This is a genomic window from Candidatus Binatota bacterium (assembly GCA_012960245.1).
Lineage (GTDB): Bacteria > Desulfobacterota > Binatia > UBA1149 > UBA1149 > UBA1149.
The window spans coordinates 133,150-152,933 of record DUBO01000060.1; the positions used below are offsets into that span (position 1 = coordinate 133,150).

At 59.5% G+C, this 19,784-nt stretch carries 16 protein-coding genes and 3 tRNA genes; 13 read left to right on the forward strand and 6 right to left on the reverse strand.

Going from position 1 to position 19,784, the window contains the following annotated elements:
• Nucleotides 1–28: 28 nt before the first annotated feature.
• From pgsA to EYQ35_12450, 5 genes are all read left to right on the forward strand, one after another.
• Nucleotides 29–640, forward strand: a complete 612-nt coding sequence (gene pgsA / locus EYQ35_12430; GenBank protein ID HIF64941.1) for a CDP-diacylglycerol--glycerol-3-phosphate 3-phosphatidyltransferase — start codon at nucleotides 29–31, stop codon at nucleotides 638–640.
• Between the two features lie 67 nt (nucleotides 641–707).
• Nucleotides 708–784 (forward strand) — tRNA-Gly (locus EYQ35_12435).
• Between the two features lie 170 nt (nucleotides 785–954).
• Nucleotides 955–1,548 (forward strand): TetR/AcrR family transcriptional regulator, encoded by a 594-nt coding sequence (locus EYQ35_12440; protein HIF64942.1) that lies wholly within the window; start codon nucleotides 955–957, stop codon nucleotides 1,546–1,548.
• Between the two features lie 242 nt (nucleotides 1,549–1,790).
• A complete protein-coding gene (locus EYQ35_12445; GenBank protein ID HIF64943.1) occupies nucleotides 1,791–4,256 on the forward strand; it encodes a hypothetical protein in 2,466 nt (821 codons plus the stop codon).
• 84 nt (nucleotides 4,257–4,340) lie between these two features.
• Nucleotides 4,341–5,543, forward strand: a complete 1,203-nt coding sequence (locus EYQ35_12450) for a CoA transferase (protein ID HIF64944.1) — start codon at nucleotides 4,341–4,343, stop codon at nucleotides 5,541–5,543.
• A gap of 5 nt (nucleotides 5,544–5,548) precedes the next feature.
• Here EYQ35_12450 and EYQ35_12455 read toward each other — a convergent pair whose 3' ends face one another.
• The 3 genes from EYQ35_12455 to EYQ35_12465 form a co-directional block, all read right to left on the reverse strand.
• Complete coding sequence (locus EYQ35_12455; protein ID HIF64945.1) at nucleotides 5,549–6,160, reverse strand: class I SAM-dependent methyltransferase; 612 nt, start codon at nucleotides 6,158–6,160, stop codon at nucleotides 5,549–5,551.
• Between the two features lie 115 nt (nucleotides 6,161–6,275).
• Nucleotides 6,276–7,037 carry a hypothetical protein gene (locus tag EYQ35_12460; GenBank protein HIF64946.1) on the reverse strand — a complete coding sequence of 254 codons (762 nt, stop codon included), beginning with the start codon at nucleotides 7,035–7,037 and terminating at the stop codon, nucleotides 6,276–6,278.
• A gap of 128 nt (nucleotides 7,038–7,165) precedes the next feature.
• Nucleotides 7,166–8,506, reverse strand: a complete 1,341-nt coding sequence (locus tag EYQ35_12465) for a DUF1329 domain-containing protein (protein HIF64947.1) — start codon at nucleotides 8,504–8,506, stop codon at nucleotides 7,166–7,168.
• On the opposite strand from EYQ35_12465, the gene metH reads away from it, so the two are divergent.
• Nucleotides 8,505–12,014, forward strand: a complete 3,510-nt coding sequence (metH, locus tag EYQ35_12470) for a methionine synthase (GenBank protein HIF64948.1) — start codon at nucleotides 8,505–8,507, stop codon at nucleotides 12,012–12,014. The two genes, EYQ35_12465 and metH, sit on opposite strands and share 2 nt — an antisense overlap.
• Here the strand turns inward: metH and EYQ35_12475 are convergent.
• Nucleotides 11,947–12,996, reverse strand: coding sequence for a rhomboid family intramembrane serine protease (locus tag EYQ35_12475; GenBank protein HIF64949.1), 1,050 nt, complete (start codon nucleotides 12,994–12,996; stop codon nucleotides 11,947–11,949). The genes metH and EYQ35_12475 overlap by 68 nt on opposite strands.
• On the opposite strand from EYQ35_12475, the gene EYQ35_12480 reads away from it, so the two are divergent.
• The 4 genes from EYQ35_12480 (at nucleotide 12,971) to EYQ35_12495 (ending at nucleotide 15,689) form a co-directional block, all read left to right on the forward strand.
• On the forward strand, nucleotides 12,971–13,726 hold the full coding sequence (locus tag EYQ35_12480; GenBank protein ID HIF64950.1) for a hypothetical protein: 756 nt from the start codon (nucleotides 12,971–12,973) through the stop codon (nucleotides 13,724–13,726). The genes EYQ35_12475 and EYQ35_12480 overlap by 26 nt on opposite strands.
• Before the next feature lie 61 nt (nucleotides 13,727–13,787).
• Nucleotides 13,788–15,023, forward strand: coding sequence for an aminotransferase class III-fold pyridoxal phosphate-dependent enzyme (locus tag EYQ35_12485; protein ID HIF64951.1), 1,236 nt, complete (start codon nucleotides 13,788–13,790; stop codon nucleotides 15,021–15,023).
• The gene (locus EYQ35_12490; protein HIF64952.1) at nucleotides 15,020–15,340 is read left to right on the forward strand and encodes a hypothetical protein; all 321 of its coding nucleotides are present in this window, start codon (nucleotides 15,020–15,022) and stop codon (nucleotides 15,338–15,340) included. The genes EYQ35_12485 and EYQ35_12490 overlap by 4 nt, the downstream gene beginning before the upstream one ends.
• 16 nt (nucleotides 15,341–15,356) lie before the next feature.
• The gene (locus EYQ35_12495) at nucleotides 15,357–15,689 is read left to right on the forward strand and encodes a (2Fe-2S) ferredoxin domain-containing protein (GenBank protein ID HIF64953.1); all 333 of its coding nucleotides are present in this window, start codon (nucleotides 15,357–15,359) and stop codon (nucleotides 15,687–15,689) included.
• 22 nt (nucleotides 15,690–15,711) lie between these two features.
• On the opposite strand, the gene EYQ35_12500 is transcribed toward EYQ35_12495, so the two are convergent.
• A complete protein-coding gene (locus EYQ35_12500; protein ID HIF64954.1) occupies nucleotides 15,712–16,770 on the reverse strand; it encodes a 3-isopropylmalate dehydrogenase in 1,059 nt (352 codons plus the stop codon).
• A 220-nt stretch (nucleotides 16,771–16,990) separates the two neighbouring features.
• Between EYQ35_12500 and EYQ35_12505 the strand changes: the two genes are divergently transcribed.
• Nucleotides 16,991–17,066: transfer RNA gene (locus EYQ35_12505), tRNA-Cys, on the forward strand.
• 55 nt (nucleotides 17,067–17,121) lie between these two features.
• On the opposite strand, the gene EYQ35_12510 is transcribed toward EYQ35_12505, so the two are convergent.
• Nucleotides 17,122–17,868, reverse strand: coding sequence for a hypothetical protein (locus EYQ35_12510; GenBank protein ID HIF64955.1), 747 nt, complete (start codon nucleotides 17,866–17,868; stop codon nucleotides 17,122–17,124).
• Nucleotides 17,869–17,929: 61 nt separating this feature from the next.
• Between EYQ35_12510 and EYQ35_12515 the strand changes: the two genes are divergently transcribed.
• Nucleotides 17,930–18,016: transfer RNA gene (locus EYQ35_12515), tRNA-Leu, on the forward strand.
• 401 nt (nucleotides 18,017–18,417) lie between these two features.
• Nucleotides 18,418–19,782 carry a hypothetical protein gene (locus EYQ35_12520; GenBank protein ID HIF64956.1) on the forward strand — a complete coding sequence of 455 codons (1,365 nt, stop codon included), beginning with the start codon at nucleotides 18,418–18,420 and terminating at the stop codon, nucleotides 19,780–19,782.
• Nucleotides 19,783–19,784 lie beyond the last annotated feature (2 nt).

Genomic DNA, 19,784 nt, shown 5'->3' on the forward strand with positions numbered 1-19,784 from the left:
CAATAGTGGAGGTCCGGGAGATGGGACGATGACTGGTAATTGGCGTCAGAGATCGGACAGCGGAGGGTGGGTTCCCCACGCTCAATTACCAAACGTGCTGAGCGTGGCGCGTATCTGCGCGGTTCCCTTGTTGGTATGGTTGCTGGACCGCCCGTCCCAGGGCTACGCGCTCACGGCCTTTTTCCTTTTTTTCATCGCGTCCATGACCGACATTCTCGACGGCTACCTCGCCCGTAAGTACAATCTCGAAAGCCCGCTCGGCAAACTGCTTGACCCCCTCGCTGATAAGTTACTGGTGGTCTCCGCTCTTTTGATGTTGGCCTTGATCAACCGGGAACCGGGAATACCCGGCTGGTTCATGGTCATCGTAGTTGGCCGGGAAATCGCAGTGACCGGGCTAAGAAGTATCGCCGCCAGCGAGGGCCTGGTGCTCGCAGCCGAAGCCAGCGGCAAAATGAAAATGATCCTGCAGACGGTAGGCATCCACGCCCTCATACTCCACTACACTTACTTCGGGGTTAATTTTTACCTCCTGGGCATGGTGATGTTGTCCATAGGCACGGTTGTCGGCCTGTGGTCGGCTGCTGCGTATCACTTGTCAGTATTTCGTCAGCTTGGTGGCCGACGACGCCCGGGGTAGGCCACCAAAGCTCAGCAGCACTTGCAAAGTGCAGCAGGCGTGGTCAACATATGGATTCGCGTCTTACGCGGGTGTAGCTCAGCTGGCTAGAGCATCTGCTTGCCATGCAGAAGGTCGTGGGTTCGAATCCCATCACCCGCTCCATTGAATACACCGTAATTCCAGTTAGTTAGGTGCGCTTCGGGCCTACGCCGCTTTTTCGTTTCAGTATCATTCTGGCACTGGACAATGCTCTCACCGCTGGTGTAGCCTCATCGCAGGTAACGCTGCTGGCCTACCCAGGGGGGGGCTGACGGTGACCGGGGAGAAAACACGTGGAATCTACAGCAGGAAGGATACTCGATGTCGCTACCGACCTGTTCTCCCGGATCGGTTACGATGGTGTAGGCATAAGGGACATTGCGCGCGATGCAGAGGTTACGCCAGGTGCGATCAACTACTATTTTGGTCGCAAGGAATTGCTCTTCCGAGAGTGCGTAAGCGAACTGGTCAGGAGATACGTGAGGGACGCGCAAGGTTATATTGATCGCGACGATCTCTGCGGACTCTATATGAATTTTCAAACCTGGGCTGCGCGCAATCCGCAGTTACTCCGTCTTTGGGTCAGCGCTGAAATTTCCGACAGCGAAGATCGCCGCGAGTTTATTCACGAACACGTGGCTATGCCGATCTGGAAGATCCTTGCCCATGAAATTCCAGTCGGTGCCCAGCCCGAGGACAGAATGATGTTACTCACTTTCATTGGCAGCGTGCTGATGGCCGAGGTAGTGGACGACAATCTTTTGCGCACGATGATCGGGGGCGCTGGCGTCAGAACAGATGAGGTCTGGAGCAGGATGCGGCTCGACATGCTGAGTCTCTGGGCTATGCGCAAGGTTGAGCAGCAAACCACCGACATCGCCGTTTGATCGGCACCCAACCCGGCACTACAGAAAGTTCTTTTCTCGAAGCCCTAGTCAACGACCAACAAGACTGACATACGCTGGCCCTACGGCTGTGCGATGCCATGTGATCGGCTGTAGCTGGCGCCTCAGTGCCGGGCAGGCTCGAAAAAAAATTATTTAATCCACCTGGGGGGGATTGTTACCCGCTTGGGGATAGGTCAGTTTTGGAGTCAACGCGGCCCCCCGTCCGGGGCCACGGGGGTCATATGCTTCACAAAAAGACTAGATTTTTTTCCTCGAAGTTACTCTTTACTGGCCGCTACATTGCGGTTGTTGCGATACTGCTCTTCGCTGCCGGGACAGCAAGTGCGCAAAAGGATGGCGATCTTCCATTCGATTGCGCTCCAGGCGACGGTTACGGGCGTACCGTCGTTTACGGTGGTGATTTCAACGGCGACGGCGTAGCCGATTTCGCCATCGGCGCGCCTTGCGCTTTTGTCAACGGCAAACTTGAAGCCGGTTACGTAGAAGTGCGGTCGGGAGCCGATGGGCGCAGGTTGCTCAAGCGCAAGGGCAAGCAGGAACGCCAGTTTTTTGGCAAATCAGTGGCGTTCACCCACGACATCAACGGCGACGGCAAAGCCGAGCTTATTGTTGGATCGCCGGGCTGGGACCGTCGCCCCTTGCTCGATCCCCTTACGGGTGAACTGGTCCAACGACTCAACTACGGCGCGTTCCACGTATTCGCATCACAGCGAGGTATAGCGTTGAGAGTATTCGGCACTGGCAGGCAGGGCTACTACGGCGAGACAGTGGCCGGCCTCGAAGACATCAACGGTGATGGAGTTGCTGACCTGGTTATCGGCGCGCCTGGTGAAAGAAATGCCGAGGGCAAGCGCTCTGGCGTGGTCTATGTACAGTCGGGCAAACGCAGAGAAATTTTAAACAAGATAGAGGGCGAGCGGCTCGGCGATCGATTCGGACGTACTCTCATTGCCGGCGGCGATCACGACGGCGACGGGGTAGTCGATTTTGTCGCCGGGTCGCCAGTTCTCAGGGGATTAGCCGGGGAGGAAAGCGGAGTACTTCGCGTATACTCCGGTATTTCCCCCCAGGAATTTATCCTCGACCTGCAAGGTGCCAGGCGTGACCACCTGGGTATATCAGCCGCATCAGTTGGAGATATAAATGGCGACGGGCTTGACGACATCGCTTACGGTTCCGAACTTGCCGATGATGTTGCAGTAAAGAAGGCGGGTACGGCTTCGGTGGCCAGTGCTTCAGATGGCGCAAGAATCCTTGGGGTAGTAGGCAGCAAACCGCAGAAGAACGCCCGTTTCGGAAGCTCAATAGCCGGTACTGGCGACGTTAATGGCGACGGAGTGCCCGATATTGTAGCGGGTGCACCGCAGGCCGACGCGGTCGATGGCTCCACCCTGATCCCGGATGCTGGACGTTTCCTGCTGTTTTCCGGCAGTGACGGTTCGCCGCTCCTGGAAGTCGACGGCTGGCGGCATTCGCTGCTTCTCGGCCAGGCCGTAAGCGCGGGTCCGGATCTTGATGGAGATGGCGTGAGTGAAATTCTGGTGGCGGCGCCGGGCGATGCCCCCCGACAACGCAGGGGCGCGGGCTCAGTTACAGCCTGGTCGCCGGTCAGCGGAGAACCAGTCAAGGTATTCAAAGGACGCCGCGGTCTCGAAACACGGGTGATAACCGTTGGCGTGGAGCCCAGAGAGGGACGTTCGGGTTTCGCGGTTTTCGGCTTTCTGCCCGATCGCCGGCAGCGAGGACTCCGTGCCAATATCTTTGCGGGAACCCGTCCGGGAGTCATGTCTATTGATCTCATCAATGACCAGCCGAAGGCGGCGCCAGGCACACTGAAGGTGGTGGTAGGGTCCGGTGCTGGAGCCAAGCATGGCTTGGTTGCGGTAATCGATTCGGCAAGGCGTAATTCAGTCACAGCGGTATTTGACGGTATGCAGGGCGTGGTGGGCCTCGTGGGCTCCAACGCAGCCGGTGGGTACTTCCAGGATGAAGATACCTTGCAGATAATTGCAGTACAGGCCGGTTCCCGTAACGGCGACGTCGTGGCCCAGGTTTTCGAGAGGTTCCAAGGTCCAGAGGGTACGTGGAGCCCGATTCGCCGGTTCGGTGTGTTTTCCGGCCCGGAAGCAGTTCTGAATAACGTGAGGATAGACGCGGGGGGCGCGACTGCTGCTGCCGGTGACTTGATTTCAAGCAGCGCAAAGCGCGATGAATTGTTAGTGGGTACGCAAAGTGGAGTCTCCGTTATCAGGATTTTTTCAGGGACGGGCTCGTTGTTGGACGAGTGGATCGCGTACTCACCTAGCGACGGTCACCGAGGAGCCAGCGTAGCCATTGGAGATGTCGATGGAGACGGCAATAACGACGTCGTGACTGTCCCGCGCTACGGCGGTGCCCAGGTCAAGGCTTTTTCAGCCAATGGCGAGCCATTGATCATGCCCGGTCAGATCGAGCCGGTGCGCTTCGAGGCTTTCGGACCGGATTTTACCGGTGGGGCGACCCTGGCATTGGCCGACGTTGACGACGATGGCGTACTGGAGGTTCTCTTGACCCCTTACCAGGTTAAGGGGGGCGCTGTGTCAGCCTATGAGTTTGACGGCAGCCTCGTAGAAGGTTGGGTCGATCTCAAGCCATACACGACCGGCTACACTTCGGTCGGCGGCACCGACGCTTTTCAACGACTCTAAGCGGAACTGACAACGGGAAAGGCCGCCCACGGCTCCGCCCTGTTGTCCTTTGTGGCGGCAAACGGGCGAGTCTATCCTGCGCTCATGAGCGAGCGCGAACGGCGGCCCCTTGACGGTATCAAGGTCCTGGATTTCAGCCACGTCCTGGCCGGTCCTTACTGCGGCCGTATTCTGTGCGACCTCGGTGCCGAAGTCGTCAAGGTCGAAGCCCCGGCCGGAGATGTTTCGCGGCGGCTGGGTGCGCGAAGGGCGGGTATCAGCGGTTACTTCATGCAGCAGAACTGCGGCAAGCTGAATATTTCCATTGATCTCAAGACCGAAGAAGGCGGCTCCCTCGCTGGACGACTGGTCAAGACAGCCGACGTGCTCATTGAAAACTTCAGGCCCGGGGTGATGCTGCGAGCCGGTTTGGGCCCGGAGGCGTCCCTGGCTGCTAACCCGGCGCTGGTCTATTGCTCAATAAGCGGCTTCGGCCATCAGAGCAGCTTGCGTGACAGGCCTGCTTTTGCCGGTATTGCCCACGCCACGACCGGAACACTGTACCGTCAAGGGAACTTTCACAGCCATGACCCCGAAGACTCGGTACTGGCGATAGGCGATACGGTCAGCGGCCTGCATTCTGTCATAGCCATACTCGCGGCCCTTAGGCTTCGCGAAAGCAGCGGCGAGGGTCAGTTCATCGACATGGCCATGCACGACGCGCTGCTTTCCATACAGGAGTGCGCGCACTCTTATCTCTTTGGAGAGGAGGGAACAGACGCAGACGTTTTCTGCTCCTGGGTCTACCGCTGCGGGGATGAGTTCGTGGCCATGCCTTCTGATCCGCGCGCTAACTGGGACCAACTCACGGCTGTTATGCAACGACCCGGACTCCTGGCCGATGAACGCTACTTGACTATAGAGCAGCGCAACGCCTGTCTTGATGAACTCGAAGCCCACGTGCAGGCCTGGATTGCCGACGAGGGCAGCGCCGACACCGTGGTTGAAAAACTCGCAGCGGCGGGATTACCGGGTGCTCGCGTGCTGAGCCTGGCCGAGGCCCTCGACTCCGACCAGGTGGCTGAACGCTCGATGGCGCCGGAGATGGACGATCGTAGTGGCTCGACTTGCCGCGTACTCAACACCCCGTATCGTTTTTCTAACGCGCGGGCCGGGGTAAGGGGACGGCCCGCCTACAGGGGTGAGAACAACCGCGAGGTGCTTGAGCGTTGGCTCGCTGCCGAGGCCGACGAGATAGATGCTTTGCAGGGGGCAGGAGTCCTGTCTGACCGCCTGCCGAGCGATTAGCCGCGTCAGGCCGGCTTTATCGCCGTCCCCCTGTAAACGGGCAGCAGTGTCCAGTCCTCGCTGCCACAGGCTTTGACCTGCAGTTCTTCGTAGCCGCTGTCACGAATCAGGTCTACCGAGTTCCGATTCAGGTTGCAGCCACCCGCGATACGGTTCCATAAGGGATTCAAACTGTCCTGCATCCGTTGTGCCCTCGGGCCGCGGCTACGGGTGTGTTCCACGTACAGCAAGCGACCCCCGGGTTTAGTGACGCGACACATTTCTTCGAGCGCACGCGCGGGCTCCGGTATCGTGCATAGCACCCAGGTAGCCACCACGGTGTCGAAATAGTTGTCTGGCCAGGGCAGGTCTTCTGCACCCGCGTCTACGAGTTCAATCGGCAGGTTTACTTCCTGGGCGCGTTGCTGCGCCCGCTTGAGCATGAAGGGGTCCGGCTCTACGCCGTGGAGAATCTCGATGTCCCCGTAACGCGAAAAGTTCATACCGGTGCCGACACCGATCTCGAGCACCTTGCCGCTCGCTTCTCCCACTACCTTGCCGCGCAGGCGGCGTAGCGGAAACATCATGAGGTCAAGGCTCGCGGCGACCCACGGGTGCCCTTTACACGCGGTAGTCATGCAGCCAGCCTATACCAGCCGGGGATCTAAGGGTAGGTCGTCAGTACGGCAGGGCGGCGACCCCTTAGAGGAATCGCCGCCCGCAGTACTGAAGGCTAGTGCAACTGGGAAGTGTTCAGGCTCCTTCGACCTTGGCCGATCGAGCGTAGAGCTGGAACACCAGGTGCCAGCCTACGAGGATGATGACCAGCAAGCCGACAACGCCGGCCCCCGCGAATGCCCCGGTGTGGGTGTTGATCATGGTCCAGAGCAAGGGCACAGACATGTAGGTGTTGTGGCGCGACCGACTACCGGCCAGTGCCGGCAGTGCCGCGTCCGGGGCCTCGCCAGCCTTCACGGCCGCAATGATCTGTTGCTGGGCCGGCCAGATGCGGAACCACACGTTGAAAGCCATCGCTGTGCCGAACATCGAACCGATGTGAATAGACATGCCACGATAACCGTAGCCTGCCCATTCGGTCATCAGGTAAGCCACGACAGCGGTAAAAACGAAGCCCACCGAGTAGGCCACCCTGAGGTTGCCAGCGGCCGGACTCTTGAACCACGCGTCGTAGATAAATACGCCGAGAAAAGTAACACCCAGCATCACCAGGTTGGCGGTGGTGAGAAGCTCGCCTTCGCCATCGAGCAAGGCGCCGCCGTGATAGAAAACCAGCAGCAACAGGAGGACGCCGGTCACCCAGGTCCAGGCCGCTCCCCAACGAAACCAGAACAGCGCCCTCGGCATTAACTCGGGCACCACGGTGCCGGCCGCGCCCGCTTCTTTCATCTTCGCCGCGAAGGGAATGTTGACGAAGTTAAAAAACCAGAGCAGGCCGATCCAGAGGACGCCTGCGATCACGTGTATCCAACGAAACAGCGGCTCAAGATATTCCATCGTTTTCTCCTTTTGTGCGGGCCATAAAGGCCCAGCCCCGATTGTAGTTGCGCAGCGGGCCGGAATCCAGACCCAGAAGGTCGATAATCAGCGGGGCGAGCGGCTTGTCGGGTAGAAAAGACAGGTTATCAGCGGCCTGTCGAGATGATGTAAGAAAGGGAAAAGACGTTCTCACTGGTGCCCTGGGCGTCTCCGAAGTTAAAATACCAGCCTTCTTCGCCTGGGTACTCGCGCGAGGGCAGAGTGCAGTAAGTGGCGTGGTCCAACAGCATGTCGAACATGGTTACGGCCGGCAGGAACTGCTGCTCATAGTCGTATACTGCTGTTTTTGCGCCGGGAAACGGCCGCGGACCGATCTTCCACTGGTTGAACCAGGCCTTCCACAGTTGCTCTTCGTGGTCGTACATCTCGGCATAGGGGATGACAAAACTCTCTTGGTCGAGGTACACGATGCGCCGGGAATAAGCATAACCCGGAAGCCGCGAGCGTCCTTCTATAATCCAAAGGTCGCGAAGCTCCCAGGTGTCATCAAAAATGAAATCAGCGGTGCCGGTGGCCCTGCGCCCTGGAAAGTGCCGCGTGTGCATGGGGGCTAGTAATTGTTTTCGACCCAATAATTTCCAATCCATCCAAGCGGCGCTACCAGCCCAACCGGCGTAACTGTCGAGGTCGGTGTCCTGGCCAAAAAGGGCTTCCGATCTTTGCGCCGTAGAAAGCCTGCGCACTCGCTTGAGCAACGGGTAGTACAACCAACTGTCGTCCTGCCTTCCCGGATCGAGGTAGCGGTTGTAGCTCAGTCCTACGCCCTTGAGGTCGAAAGGTTCTATTATTGGATGCAGGGACTCTCGGTAACGGATACCGTCGGGGGTGGGCCATGCGGGCTTCGGCTCATTGTAAAGCCGACCGACGTGGTACAAACGCCTGAAGTGGCCGAGCACGAAATGTCGTTCGACCAGCATGCCGCGGTCGCTGCGTAAGCTGCCCGTGTCGCAGTCAAAATTACGGATGTCCAGGTCGTCCACCAGAATACGGTTTTCGTAGTTGAACATCAGCTTGACCGCGAGGTCGGGGTCGTCGTCAGAAAGGGAAGGGAAGGGTAGCCCCGCAACGTAGTTTTCAAGCTCCAGTCCGTCCCCGGAAAGCTGCACCTGCGCAGAGTACTTTTCAGTAGCCGCCAGGCGCGCAGGTTCCAGTGGTATGAGACGGCTTTCCACCACCTCGATGGGAAGACCTCGGCCCAGGGCCCAGTTTGCCGACGGGGGCAACCAGCGTCCGTATACTTTCGTATCTGTCGCTGAAAGAACCTGGCCCGGCACTGGCAGCCCCGTGTCTACCATCGAAGGCAGTTCCGCCGTAGCCGGGCTGCTCAAGAGCGACCAGAAAGCCAGGGCTGAAACCGTGGTAAGCAGTTTCAGCCTGAAGATGGGCGGGCTATACTTATCGACTAACAAAGGACTTTCTTCACGCATGATAACAGACCGCCAAAAACAACTTAAAGCCCTGCTTGAGCAGAGGATCCTGGTACTCGACGGCGCCACCGGCACGAGCCTGCAGGAAATGGATCTCACGGCAGAAGACTTCGGCGGGCCGGCGCTAGAGGGTTGTAACGAGAACCTGGTCATCACCCGCCCCGACGTCGTAGAGGCAGTCCACCGCGGCTTTCTCGAGGCTGGAGCCGATATCATCGAAACCAATACTTTCGGCTCAAGTTCGGTTGTACTCGAGGAGTATGAGCTCGCCGACCGCGCCCGCGAGGTGAGCCGCCTGGGTTCCGAAATTGCCCGCAAGGCAGCCGACCAAGCTTCCACCAGCGGACAAACGCGCTTCGTCGCGGGTTCTATGGGGCCCACCACCCGGGCCCTGTCTGTCACCGGGGGCATAAGCTGGGAAGAACTCGCGGTATCTTACCATGAACAAGCCGCCGGCCTGCTCGAGGGCGGATCCGATTTTCTACTTGTCGAAACCTGCCAGGACACCCTCAACATCAAGGCAGCACTGGAAGGTATAGACCGGGCCGAAAAAGAACTGGGCGTCGAAGCGCTCGTGGCCGTGCAGGGAACCGTTGAAACCATGGGTACTCTCCTGGCCGGCCAGGACGTTGAAGCCTTGTACGTTTCGCTCGAACACAGGGAGCTTCTATGGATCGGGCTCAACTGCGCCACCGGTCCTGACTTTATGACCGACCACCTGCGAACGCTGGCCGAGATCTCGCGCTTTCCGGTTGCGTGTATTCCCAACGCGGGGCTTCCCGACGAAGAGGGCAACTACAACGAAGACCCCGAACGCCTCGCAACCAAGTTGCGACAGTTTGCCGAGCAGGGCTGGCTCAACGTTGTAGGCGGGTGCTGTGGCACCGAGCCCGAACACGTGCGCGCAATTGTCGAGGCTGTGAAGGACTGCAGCCCGCGTAGAGCCGCTCCTCGACTACGCAGTGTCGTGTCGGGTATCGAGGCCTGCGAAATAAGCGATGAGAAGCGACCGGTGCTCGTCGGCGAGCGAACCAACGTGCTGGGTAGCCGCCGTTTCAAGCGGTTGATAGCAGAGCGTAAGTTCGAAGAGGCAGCCGAGGTTGGCCGCGCGCAGGTGCGCCGCGGAGCCGCGATCATGGACGTCTGCCTGCAGGACCCCGACGGCGACGAGTTGCATGATCTTCCGCTGTTCCTCGAGCTCCTGGTCAAGAAGGTCAAGGTTCCCATAATGGTCGACACCACCGAAGTGGAGGTGCTCGAAGCGGTCCTGCCCGTTCTCCAGGGAAAATGCGTCGTAAATTCTATCAACCTGGAAGACGGAGAAGAGAAATTTGAGCAGGTCGTGCCCCTTCTGCGCCGCTTCGGCGGTGCCGCGGTGGTGGGTTGCATAGACGAGGATCCCGAACAGGCCCAGGCTGTTACCCGCGAGCGCAAGCTCGACGTGGCTCGGAACTCCTGTGCACTGCTGACCGAAAAGTACGGACTCCCCATCGAGGACATCTTTATTGACCCCCTGGTGTTTCCGGTAGGAACTGGCGACCGCAACTACGTAGGCTCGGGTATAGAAACCATCGAAGGCATACGCCTGATCAAGCGTGAGCTTCCTGGATGCAAGACCATACTGGGCATTTCCAATGTTTCCTTCGGGCTGCCGGTCGCCGGTCGCGAGGTGCTCAACAGTGTATTTCTACACCACTGTGTGGAGGCGGGCCTTGATCTGGCCATAGTCAGTACCGAGTCACTGGCCCCTTACAGCCGCATACCTACCGAGGAACGACGACTGTGCGACGATCTCCTCGAAAACCGCGGCGAGGATCCGGTCGCGGCTTTTGCAGCTCACTTCAAGGATGTGCAGCCGGTCGTTACCGAGGATGAACGGGCGGCCCTGTCTGCCGAGGAGCGCATCCGCTTGTGCGTTCTCGAGGGCAGCAAGCAGGGGCTTGAAGGGGCACTTGAAGAATTCAGGCAGGGCAAGGAAACCCTCGAGGTCATAAACGGGCCCCTGATGGCCGGCATGGACGAGGTCGGCAAGCGTTTTTCTGCAAACGAAATGATCGTCGCCGAGGTTCTGCAGTCCGCCGAAGCCATGAAGGCTGGCGTCAGCTACCTCGAACAGTTCATGGACAAGAACACTAGCGCGAGCCGTGGTCGCATTTTACTGGCGACGGTGAAGGGCGACGTACACGACATCGGCAAAAACCTGGTAGACATTATTCTCTCCAACAACGGCTACGAGATCATCAACCTGGGAATTCGAGTTCCGCCCGAGGACCTTCTCGCCGCCTACCGGGAACACTCGCCCGACCTGATCGGCTTGTCGGGGCTGTTGGTCAAAAGTGCCAAGCAGATGGTTATCACCGCCTCCGATCTCGCGGCTGCGGGCGTAGACATCCCCTTGCTCGTAGGCGGCGCGGCATTATCCAATCGCTTTACTCGGCTCAAAATCGCGCCGGAATATCCCGGTCCGGTTGTTTACGCCCGCGACGCCATGCTCGGTCTCGAACTGGCAGGACGATTGCGTAACGAAGACGAACTGCCCAGGTTGGTTTCCGAGTTGGATGCTGAGAGGCAACAGCTCGAAGAATCGGAGCAACGCAGCGCTGCGCGCCGGCGCAGCGATAGCGACCGCGAATTTGCGCCGCCGAAGCTTAAACCTCCGCGTGAACTTCCGCGAGCGCCAGACTACAGGCTGCACGTTGAACGAGACCGCGATCCAGCCGAGTTGTTTGACTGGATAAACCCGGCGATGTTGTACGGTCGGCACCTGGGGTTCAAGGGCAATTTTGCAAATGCCCTTGCCTCTGGAGATACGAAGGCGATCGAGCTGCGCGGCGAGGTTGAAAAGGTGCAGGACTGGACCTGTTCGCTCGAGGATGTCGCTGCGTCTGCTGTGTATCGCTTCTTTTCGGCCCGCGGCGATGGCGAGAGTCTCGTAGTATACCCTTCCGGGCCGCAATCTGAGAGCTCGGCTTTCGTTTTCGGCCGACAGCAGCGCGACGGCGGATTGTGCTTGTCTGACTACGTTTCGCCCGGCGGAGACGACAATATCGCGATGTTCGTCACCAGTTTCGGTCCTGGTGTGCGCGGCCATGCCGAGAAACTCATCAAGGATGGCGAATTCCTCAAGGCTCATATTTTCCAGGCCCTGGCGCTGGAGGCAGCCGAGGCTTACGCGGAGTTTCTTCACGCTCGCTTGAGAGCGGCCTGGGGTTATGCCGACCCCGCTGATCTCAGCCGAGCCGACCTGTTCAAGGCCCGTTACCACGGCAAGCGATATTCCTTTGGTTACCCGGCCTGTCCGCGACTCGAAGACCAGTCTCTGCTTTTCGAGTTACTTGATGTCGATGCAAACCTGGGCGTGGAGCTCACCGAAGGTTTTATGATGGAACCCGAATCCTCGGTAAGCGCGGTGGTATTTCACCACCCGGAGGCGAGTTACTTCAGCCTGAACGAGGCAGATTCCGAGTTGCTGGACCGAACCCTTGGGGAGTCTCCTCCCGGCGCCTGAAAATGATTCCGGCTACCACGCCCGCCAACAGGCCGCCGAGGTGCGCGGTATTATCGCGGCCCGGACCGAAACCTATAGCCATACCGTAAATAGCGGCCATAGCGCCGAGTACCTGCCATGATGGCCTCGAGCCTCGCGTGCGCCCGGGCAAGGACAGGCCCGCCAGTGCCCCGAGAATACCGGCCACGCCCCCCGAGGCTCCTGCCTTGACTGCCATAGACGGGGTCAGGGTATGGCTTGCGATGTTACCCGCGATACCTGCGACCATGAAAGTGAGCAGGAAAGGCCATGCTTTCATTTCACGGGCCAGGTGGGGTCCGAGTATCCACAGCATGACCATGTTTGACATGATGTGGCCAAGGTCGAAGTGCAGAAAAACAGCGCTGAGCAGACGCCAGTACTCGCCCGCCTCGACCAGGCTCCAGGTGATGGCGCCCATTTCGACCATGCGCGCTCTTCCCACGGGGTCGAGGCCACCGTGGGTGAAGAAAAACGCGGCCAGGCAGGCAGCGGTGATGGCAATCACTACGCCCAGTTGCTCAGGGTGTGAATCCGACAGGGCTTGGCCTTCTTCCGAGTCGTCGGACCGCAGGACTTCGGGGTACTCCTCGGCCAGCAGCGCGTTGGCCCGCTCGAGCTGCTCGGCCGGGACGAGGACTGTGAACGAATCCGTGGAATGGGCTTGCAGCCGGGAAGCGAGGCCCATCGATGCAAAAAGTAACGCCATAGCGTCGCCTTCCGCTTTTGGGAGACCGGTTCGTACGGCAACCCAGGCCTTGGTTTCGCCGCTGGCCGAGGAGCCTGCCTTGCGCATGGCATAAGACTGCCACAAGCTGGCCCTCGGGGATACCGACCGGCTGGCTGACTGCAGAGCCCATCCCGTAACGAGGCCCAAGCAAAGAGTGGACAACACGCAAGCGAACGAGGCAACGGGCTCCAGTGATACCGAGATTTTCATGACCGCGGTAGCCGGGCTTTGCATGGTATTCGTTTTCGGTGGGGTGATCTTCTGGGGATTGAAGGCCGGCGGTGACGCGGCGGGCTACGTTACCTTGCTGGCCCTCATTGCTCCCGTTGAGTCGGTGCGGCCACTCTACTTTGCCTTCGTGATGTTCCCCGCCCTCGTGGCCTTTCTCGCCGTCGGCGTACCCGTGTTGGTGAGGGTCCTGCTCAGGATGAGGCAGGCCCAAGGCCGTGACCGGGCATTTCTTCTCGCGCTGGCGCTCTGTTGCCTGTTGCTCTACGTCGACAGGGCCGCTGGTCTCGCGTCGATTCTGGGCCTGCTGTTGGCGCTGGGCATCGGCCTGCGCGGGGGCTTAAGGACGGTAAGGAGGCTTGCTACAAAACTCGCGGGAGGCCTGTGCCTGCTAACGGCTTCCAGCCTCGTACTGTTGACCTGGATGGGAGCCGGGGTGCAAGCCGGGGCCCCCCCTGGAGTAGCGGTGCTTCCAACGCTGGTCATGCTCACTTGTTTTCTATTGCTGTTGAGCATGGTCTCGACGGTACTGGCCAAGCTCGGGCCGCTGGCAATCGTGGCGGCCATCCTGCTGTGGTGTGCAGCCCTGGCATGGTACCCACTGGCCGTGACCGGCACAGAACTACTGGTAGCGGCAGTTGATATGCAGGCGCCGGCCGGGCTCGTCATGATCTTCGTACTGGTGGCCGACGGGGCCCTGCTCGTTTTTGCAAGGCGTTCCATGGGCCAGGCCTGACCTCCCGGTTGCAGTCGGGTGAGCGCTTCCCTTTGACGTCTCCGTCGTTCATTTTACGGCGGTGTCCGAGCACGTACTCAAAAACAGTGAAGCTCTCTACGACCGGGCTCGTCGGGTTATCCCTGGTGGACTTTATGGCCACCAGGCCCGTGGCTTGCTCACCCGCGGCAGTCACCCGGTCTTTCTTGAGTCCGCTTCGGGCTGCCGCCTCAAGGACGTAGACGGGAACGAGTACATCGATTTTCTCTGCGCCTACGGGCCGATGGTCGTCGGATACGGAAACGAAGCTGTAGAGCGAGCAGCGGCCTTGCAGAGAGAGGCCTGCGACACCATGAACGTGCCTGCGCCTGCGATGGTGGAACTCGCCGAGAAACTCGTCGGGCTGACTCCTGGCGCCGACTGGGCGCTTTTTGCCAAGAATGGTTCAGACGTTACGACCTGGGCGCTGGCCGTCGCGCGCGCGGCTACCGGGCGTGACAACGTGGCCATGGTGGCGGGCACCTACCACGGAGTGCACGGCTGGTGCAACCAATTCGAGAAAGGTTTTCCCGGCAGCGAGCGATCGGCTGTCGTCAATTTTGATTGGAACGACCTCGATTCTCTAGACCGTTGCCTGGCCGTAAAGGGTGGGTTGGCCGCGGTCATGGTAACGCCGTTTCGCCACGAGGCATTTAGTGATTCACAGTTACCCGCCGACGGCTTTCTCGAGGGCGTCAGGCAGCGCTGCAGCAAACACGGGGCCGTGATGATAGTGGACGACGTTCGAGCTGGATTCCGCCTGCACCTGGGGGGCTCAAGCCAGTTGTGGGGTGTGACGCCCGACCTGTTGTTGTACTCCAAGGCGCTGGCCAACGGCTACCCCCTGTCGGCCATGTTGGGTATGGACAGCCTGCGCTCGGCCGCCCGTGAAGTCTTCTACACCGGTACTTTCGGCACGCAGGCTGTGCCCCTGGCAGCCGCAGTGGCTACACTGGACTTCCTCGAGGACCGGGACGGGCCATCGGTCATGCGAGAACAAGGGGAGAGCCTGTGCTCGGGCTTGCGCGAGCAGGCGGAGACCGCAGGCTTCGGGGTAACGATCAGCGGCCCGGCCGCGATACCTTTCATGACTTTCATTGACGACAGTGAATTCGACCTTTCTCGTCGCTTCGCGGGGCTGTGCGCTGAAGGGGGTGTATTCATTCACCCACTTCATAACTGGTTCCTGTCTACGGCCCATAGCGCCGAGGATATTGAACAGGCTCTGTCCATAACAACAGATGCCTTCTCAAGACTCGCGCAGGAAAGGGAAGGGTGAGCACCGTTACCCTGCGTCACCGGGGGCGCAAGAGCGGGGAAATCTACGAGGTGCAGGTGTGGGCGGCCACGCTCGATGGAGCGCTGTACGTTGCCAGTCTCGATGATTCCCGCAACTGGGTTCGTAACCTTCGGGCCGCGGGTTCCGTCGGGCTGTTGGAGGCCGAACAGGAGCGCTCTTATACCGTGACCGAAGACGATGACGAGGCGTTGATGTTAAGGTTCAGAAGGCAGACGCGCAGGGATCATCCATTGGTGGCTCGGTTGTTGCCGTTATTTAATCGCGGGACCCGACCTGTTTTATTCAAGCTTACATAGACCAGGGAGATAGACTGTGCCGATACCTGAGAAACACTTTTTTGTATGTACCAACCGTCGGCCACCGGGTGTAGAAGTTCCATCCTGTGGAGCCCAGGATGGTTTCGAAATACTTGCTGCCTTGCGCGAAGAGCGAGACCGGCGTGGTCTGGCGGCCAGCGTTTTTATCACGGCCACCGGCTGCCTCGGCCCCTGCCCGGCCAACGGGGGTACTGTCGTCGTCTACCCCGACGGCTCCTGGTACACGGGTCTGAGCACGGCCGATGTCGCCGAAATAGGAGAACAGCACATGGCTGGTGGCAAGCCGGTGTCGCGGCTTCTCGATAAAGAGTTTTCCCGCGTAGAATAGCTGTCGGCCGTAGCCCGGTATCTCAGGTGACGAGCTTGGCCACCATGTCTCCGGCTTCTGACGTGCTGCAGCCCATCGCGCCGGCCGACATGGATTTCAAGCGTTTGGAAAGCACCTCGGTGATGGCTTTTTCCACGCGGACGGAGGCGTCTTTCTCGCCGAGGTGACTGAGCATCATCTGGCAGGCCGAGATCGCCGCCATGGGATTGATCACCCCCTGGCCGGTGTACTTGGGCGCCGAACCTCCGATGGGCTCGAACATGGAAACACCCTCGGGGTTGATGTTGCCCCCGGCGGCTATGCCCATGCCCCCCTGAATCATGGCGCCCAGGTCAGTGATGATGTCGCCGAACATGTTGTCGGTCACGATGACGTCAAACCAATCCGGGTTCTTGACCATCCACATGCAGGTAGCGTCCACGTGGGCGTAGTCCCGCTTGATGTCGGGGTACTCGCTCTCGCCCAACTCGTTGAAAGCCCGCTCCCACAGATCAAACGCGTAGGTCAGCACGTTGGTCTTCCCGCAAAGCGTCAAGGTGTTTTTCTTCCCACGTTTCCGGGTTGCCTCAAAAGCGTAGCGCAGGCATCGCTCGACGCCCTTGCGGGTGTTTATGGATTCCTGCACGGCGACTTCGTCTGGAGTACCTTTTTTCAAGATGCCGCCGGCACCGGCGTATAGCCCCTCGGTGTTTTCACGCACCACCAGGAAGTCTATGTCTTCGGGACCCTTGTCTTTCAGCGGGGTCTCGACGCCGGCGTAGAGCTTGACGGGTCGCAGATTGATGTACTGGTCGAGCTCAAAGCGAAGGCGCAGCAGGATGCCTTTTTCGAGGATGCCGGGTTTTACATCAGGATGACCGATGGCGCCCAACAGGATGGCGTCCAGGCCACGAAACTCTTCAATTACCGAGTCGGGAAGGATCTCGCCGCTGGCCAGGTAGCGGTCACCGCCGAGGTCGTAGTGCTCGGTTTCGTAAGAAAAACCGGTTGTTTCAGAGGCTGCGGCCAGCACTTTCAGTGCCTCTGCCGTGACTTCCGGTCCGGTTCCGTCACCGGGAATTACTCCAATCCTGTACAAAATCCGGCCTCCGTTGAGTTTCTGGTCGAGCAACCGCTGCGACTGCCCGGACGAGGCGCTGCCTTGCGGTAGAAGAAAAACGAACTATTGCAGCAAACAGTGACCCGAACAAGCTAGAATAAGACCGTGGCCCTTGTTGGTTAATCAACGCCAGGGGGTTGAGAAGCTGCTATCGCGCTGCAATAATTCTTTTGCGCGGGTGCTTACTCGCCACACGCTTTCAGGCGGCGTGCCCAAGTGGTTAAGGGAGAGGTCTGCAAAACCTCCATTCAGCGGTTCGAATCCGCTCGCCGCCTCCATCCTTATTCTGACGAGCCGCAGGGGCGGCTACGTCTCTGTCGTGACGGGCGGGACTCAGGCTCGAACAGCAACCGCGTCGTCACTCCATACCGGCCTGTATTCGGGAGCGACTTCGACCCCGAGCTGTTGACGAACTTCGGTCAGTGGCTGCGTGAGCAAGGCTTCCCAGTCCTGGGCCGGCAGCAGGCCGGCCTCGAGGCCGCTGCGGCGACCGCGGCGCACGACCGCCGGTACCCAGAAGTGTCTCATCTGAAGACTTTTCAAGGTGGCAAGAAAAACTATAAGGCGAATGCCCCGGTTTCGCGTCTGTGCCCAGGTGAAGGCCAGCAGCGCATCTTCCCCGACGAGATCGCGGCCGTAGCCGGTGACCACGTGCCAGAGATCGTGCATGTCACGAAGCCGAGTACTGAGTGTTTCGGCCCGTGGGTCGATAAAGTTGATTACCTGCGCTCTTTGCTCGCTGGCTTGCGAGAGGCCGTCGGCCGAAAGCTGTTCGGTCTTTACGAAGTCAAGGTAGGCTCTTCCCAGGCTGCCTTCTGGCAGGCCGGCAAGCATTTGCCTGTCGCGTAGGACCTCGAGCAGGGCTTCCGGGTGGCGGGTTATGACTCGGCCGCCCACCTCGTCGGATTCCACCCGTCGAAACAGCCGCTCGAAGCCGGAGCCGGAAAGGGCACTGATGATGATAAACACCTGGCCGGTGTCGTCCGGGTCAGCGAAGAGCTTCCTGATGGCTCTCCACGCCACTAATGGCTTGAGTTTTACGTCGTTGGTTATGCGCTTTCTGGCCACCGGGAGCTCCAACCGCTATTGTCATTGGCTGTGGCCAGTGAGTCAACGCTGGCTGACAAAATAGTCACCCCGAGCCGGGATGGCGGAACTGGTAGACGCAGGGGACTTAAAATCCCCTGGGCGTAAGCCCGTCCGGGTTCAAGTCCCGGTCCCGGCACCATTATTTCAATCACTTACGTCGGTGGATCGCGGCAGCAAGCCTGGCTGACTTCGTCTTTCCCCAACGTGTCCCCAACCCGCGCGACTTTTTGCACGGCATCGCAAAGATAGGTGTCGTCGACGATGGCATAGCGTTTGAAGATGGAGTTGTTCTTTCAGCCTGCGAGCTCCATTGCGACGGTCTCGGCGACTCCCTGCCTTCGGTAGAAGCCGACCAGTAGGCGGTAGCCGGCAACATTCCAAGCCTCCGCGCCCCCCCCGTATGGGGGGCGATGCCATAAAAAAGGGATGTTTTAATCTTAGGCCCAGGCCGAAAGCATTGACAGGTGTTGTCTATCTATAGAAGGTGGCCTGAGACCAATGCCGAAGGGGAAAAGGCACAACAAAAACATGGGGTGAATCATGCGAGAACTTAAGCAACTTATCCTGGGCGTCACGCTTCTGGCGGCCATCGCCGGTGCGGCTGTCGATGCGAGCGCTGCGAAGATCTGTGTAAGCCCGAGCAAGCCTACTTGCGAGAGCACGCTTCAAGCAGGCGTGGATGCCGCAGTCGCTGGCGACACCATCATCGTGGCCAAAGGGCGCTACGACGAGAACGTTGCCGTTCCGGCTGGAAAGGACGGGCTCACGATCAAGGGAGGCGGTAGTTCCGTTCTAGATGCGGGCTTGCCCAATACCGGGGACGCGCTGACGATCGCTTCGGCCGCCGTCACGGTCGATGGCTTGACGGTCCAAAACGGCGCAGCCAAAGGCATCGTATTCGAAGCTGGCGCCGATGGTGGGACGCTCTCCAACGTGACGATTCAGGGATTTGTGGACGACTGCGTTCACGCCACTGGCAACGACTACACGGTCACTGGTAGCACGTTCCAAGTTTGCAACGGAGTTCGCGTCTATGGTGGCAACACGACCGTAACCAAGTGTAGCTTTGCCCACTTCAATTCAGCATGCCTATCGATAGAAGGTCTCGATGCGGTCGTGTCCAAAAACAACTTCTTCATATTCGACCTTGCTGCAATCCAGATTGAGGCCTTTGAGGGAGCGGCCACCGTCACAGACAATCGCTTTCAGGACGGTGACCAAGGCATCTTGTTCGACGGGTGGACGCTGACAGCCACGGATAATCGCGGCCGCCGCTTGAACGACGATATTGTGTTTTTCCGAGCCGCTCCGGACTGTGCCGGCGACTCGGTCATCTCGGGCAATCGGATCGACACTGTAACCAACGATACCGCTTTTACCGTCAATTGTGAGTCCCAGCTCCCCGGCTCGACGATTACCCTGGAGAACAACCTCGTGAAGCAGGCGATGAACGGCGGCTTCAACATTGACGCTGACAACGTGACGCTGCGCGGCAACAGTGTCGTACGCTCGGGCGCGCGTGACGACGACCCTTGCTACGACCTGGAGGGAAACAATATCCTCGCCGAGGACAATACCGGGGCGGACTGCTCAGGCGGTGGATTCCTCGTCAATGGCGATTCTGTGGAGCTTCGAGCGAACACCGTAGAGAACACGGGCCGCGACGGTTTCGCCGTCGCTAGCGGTACCGATGCATTGCTCGAGGGGAACCGGTCCACCGGCAATCTGCGCTTCGGGTTCTCGATAGGTATCGACGCCGCCAACACTACTCTCACGCAGAACGTGGCCCAGTCCAATCGCGAAGATATCTGCGACTCGGGCACCGGCACGACTCAGAGCTCCAATACCTTCGCGACCAGCCTGGATCCGTTGGCAGCAAACTGTATTACGGGGTTCGCCCGATAGGG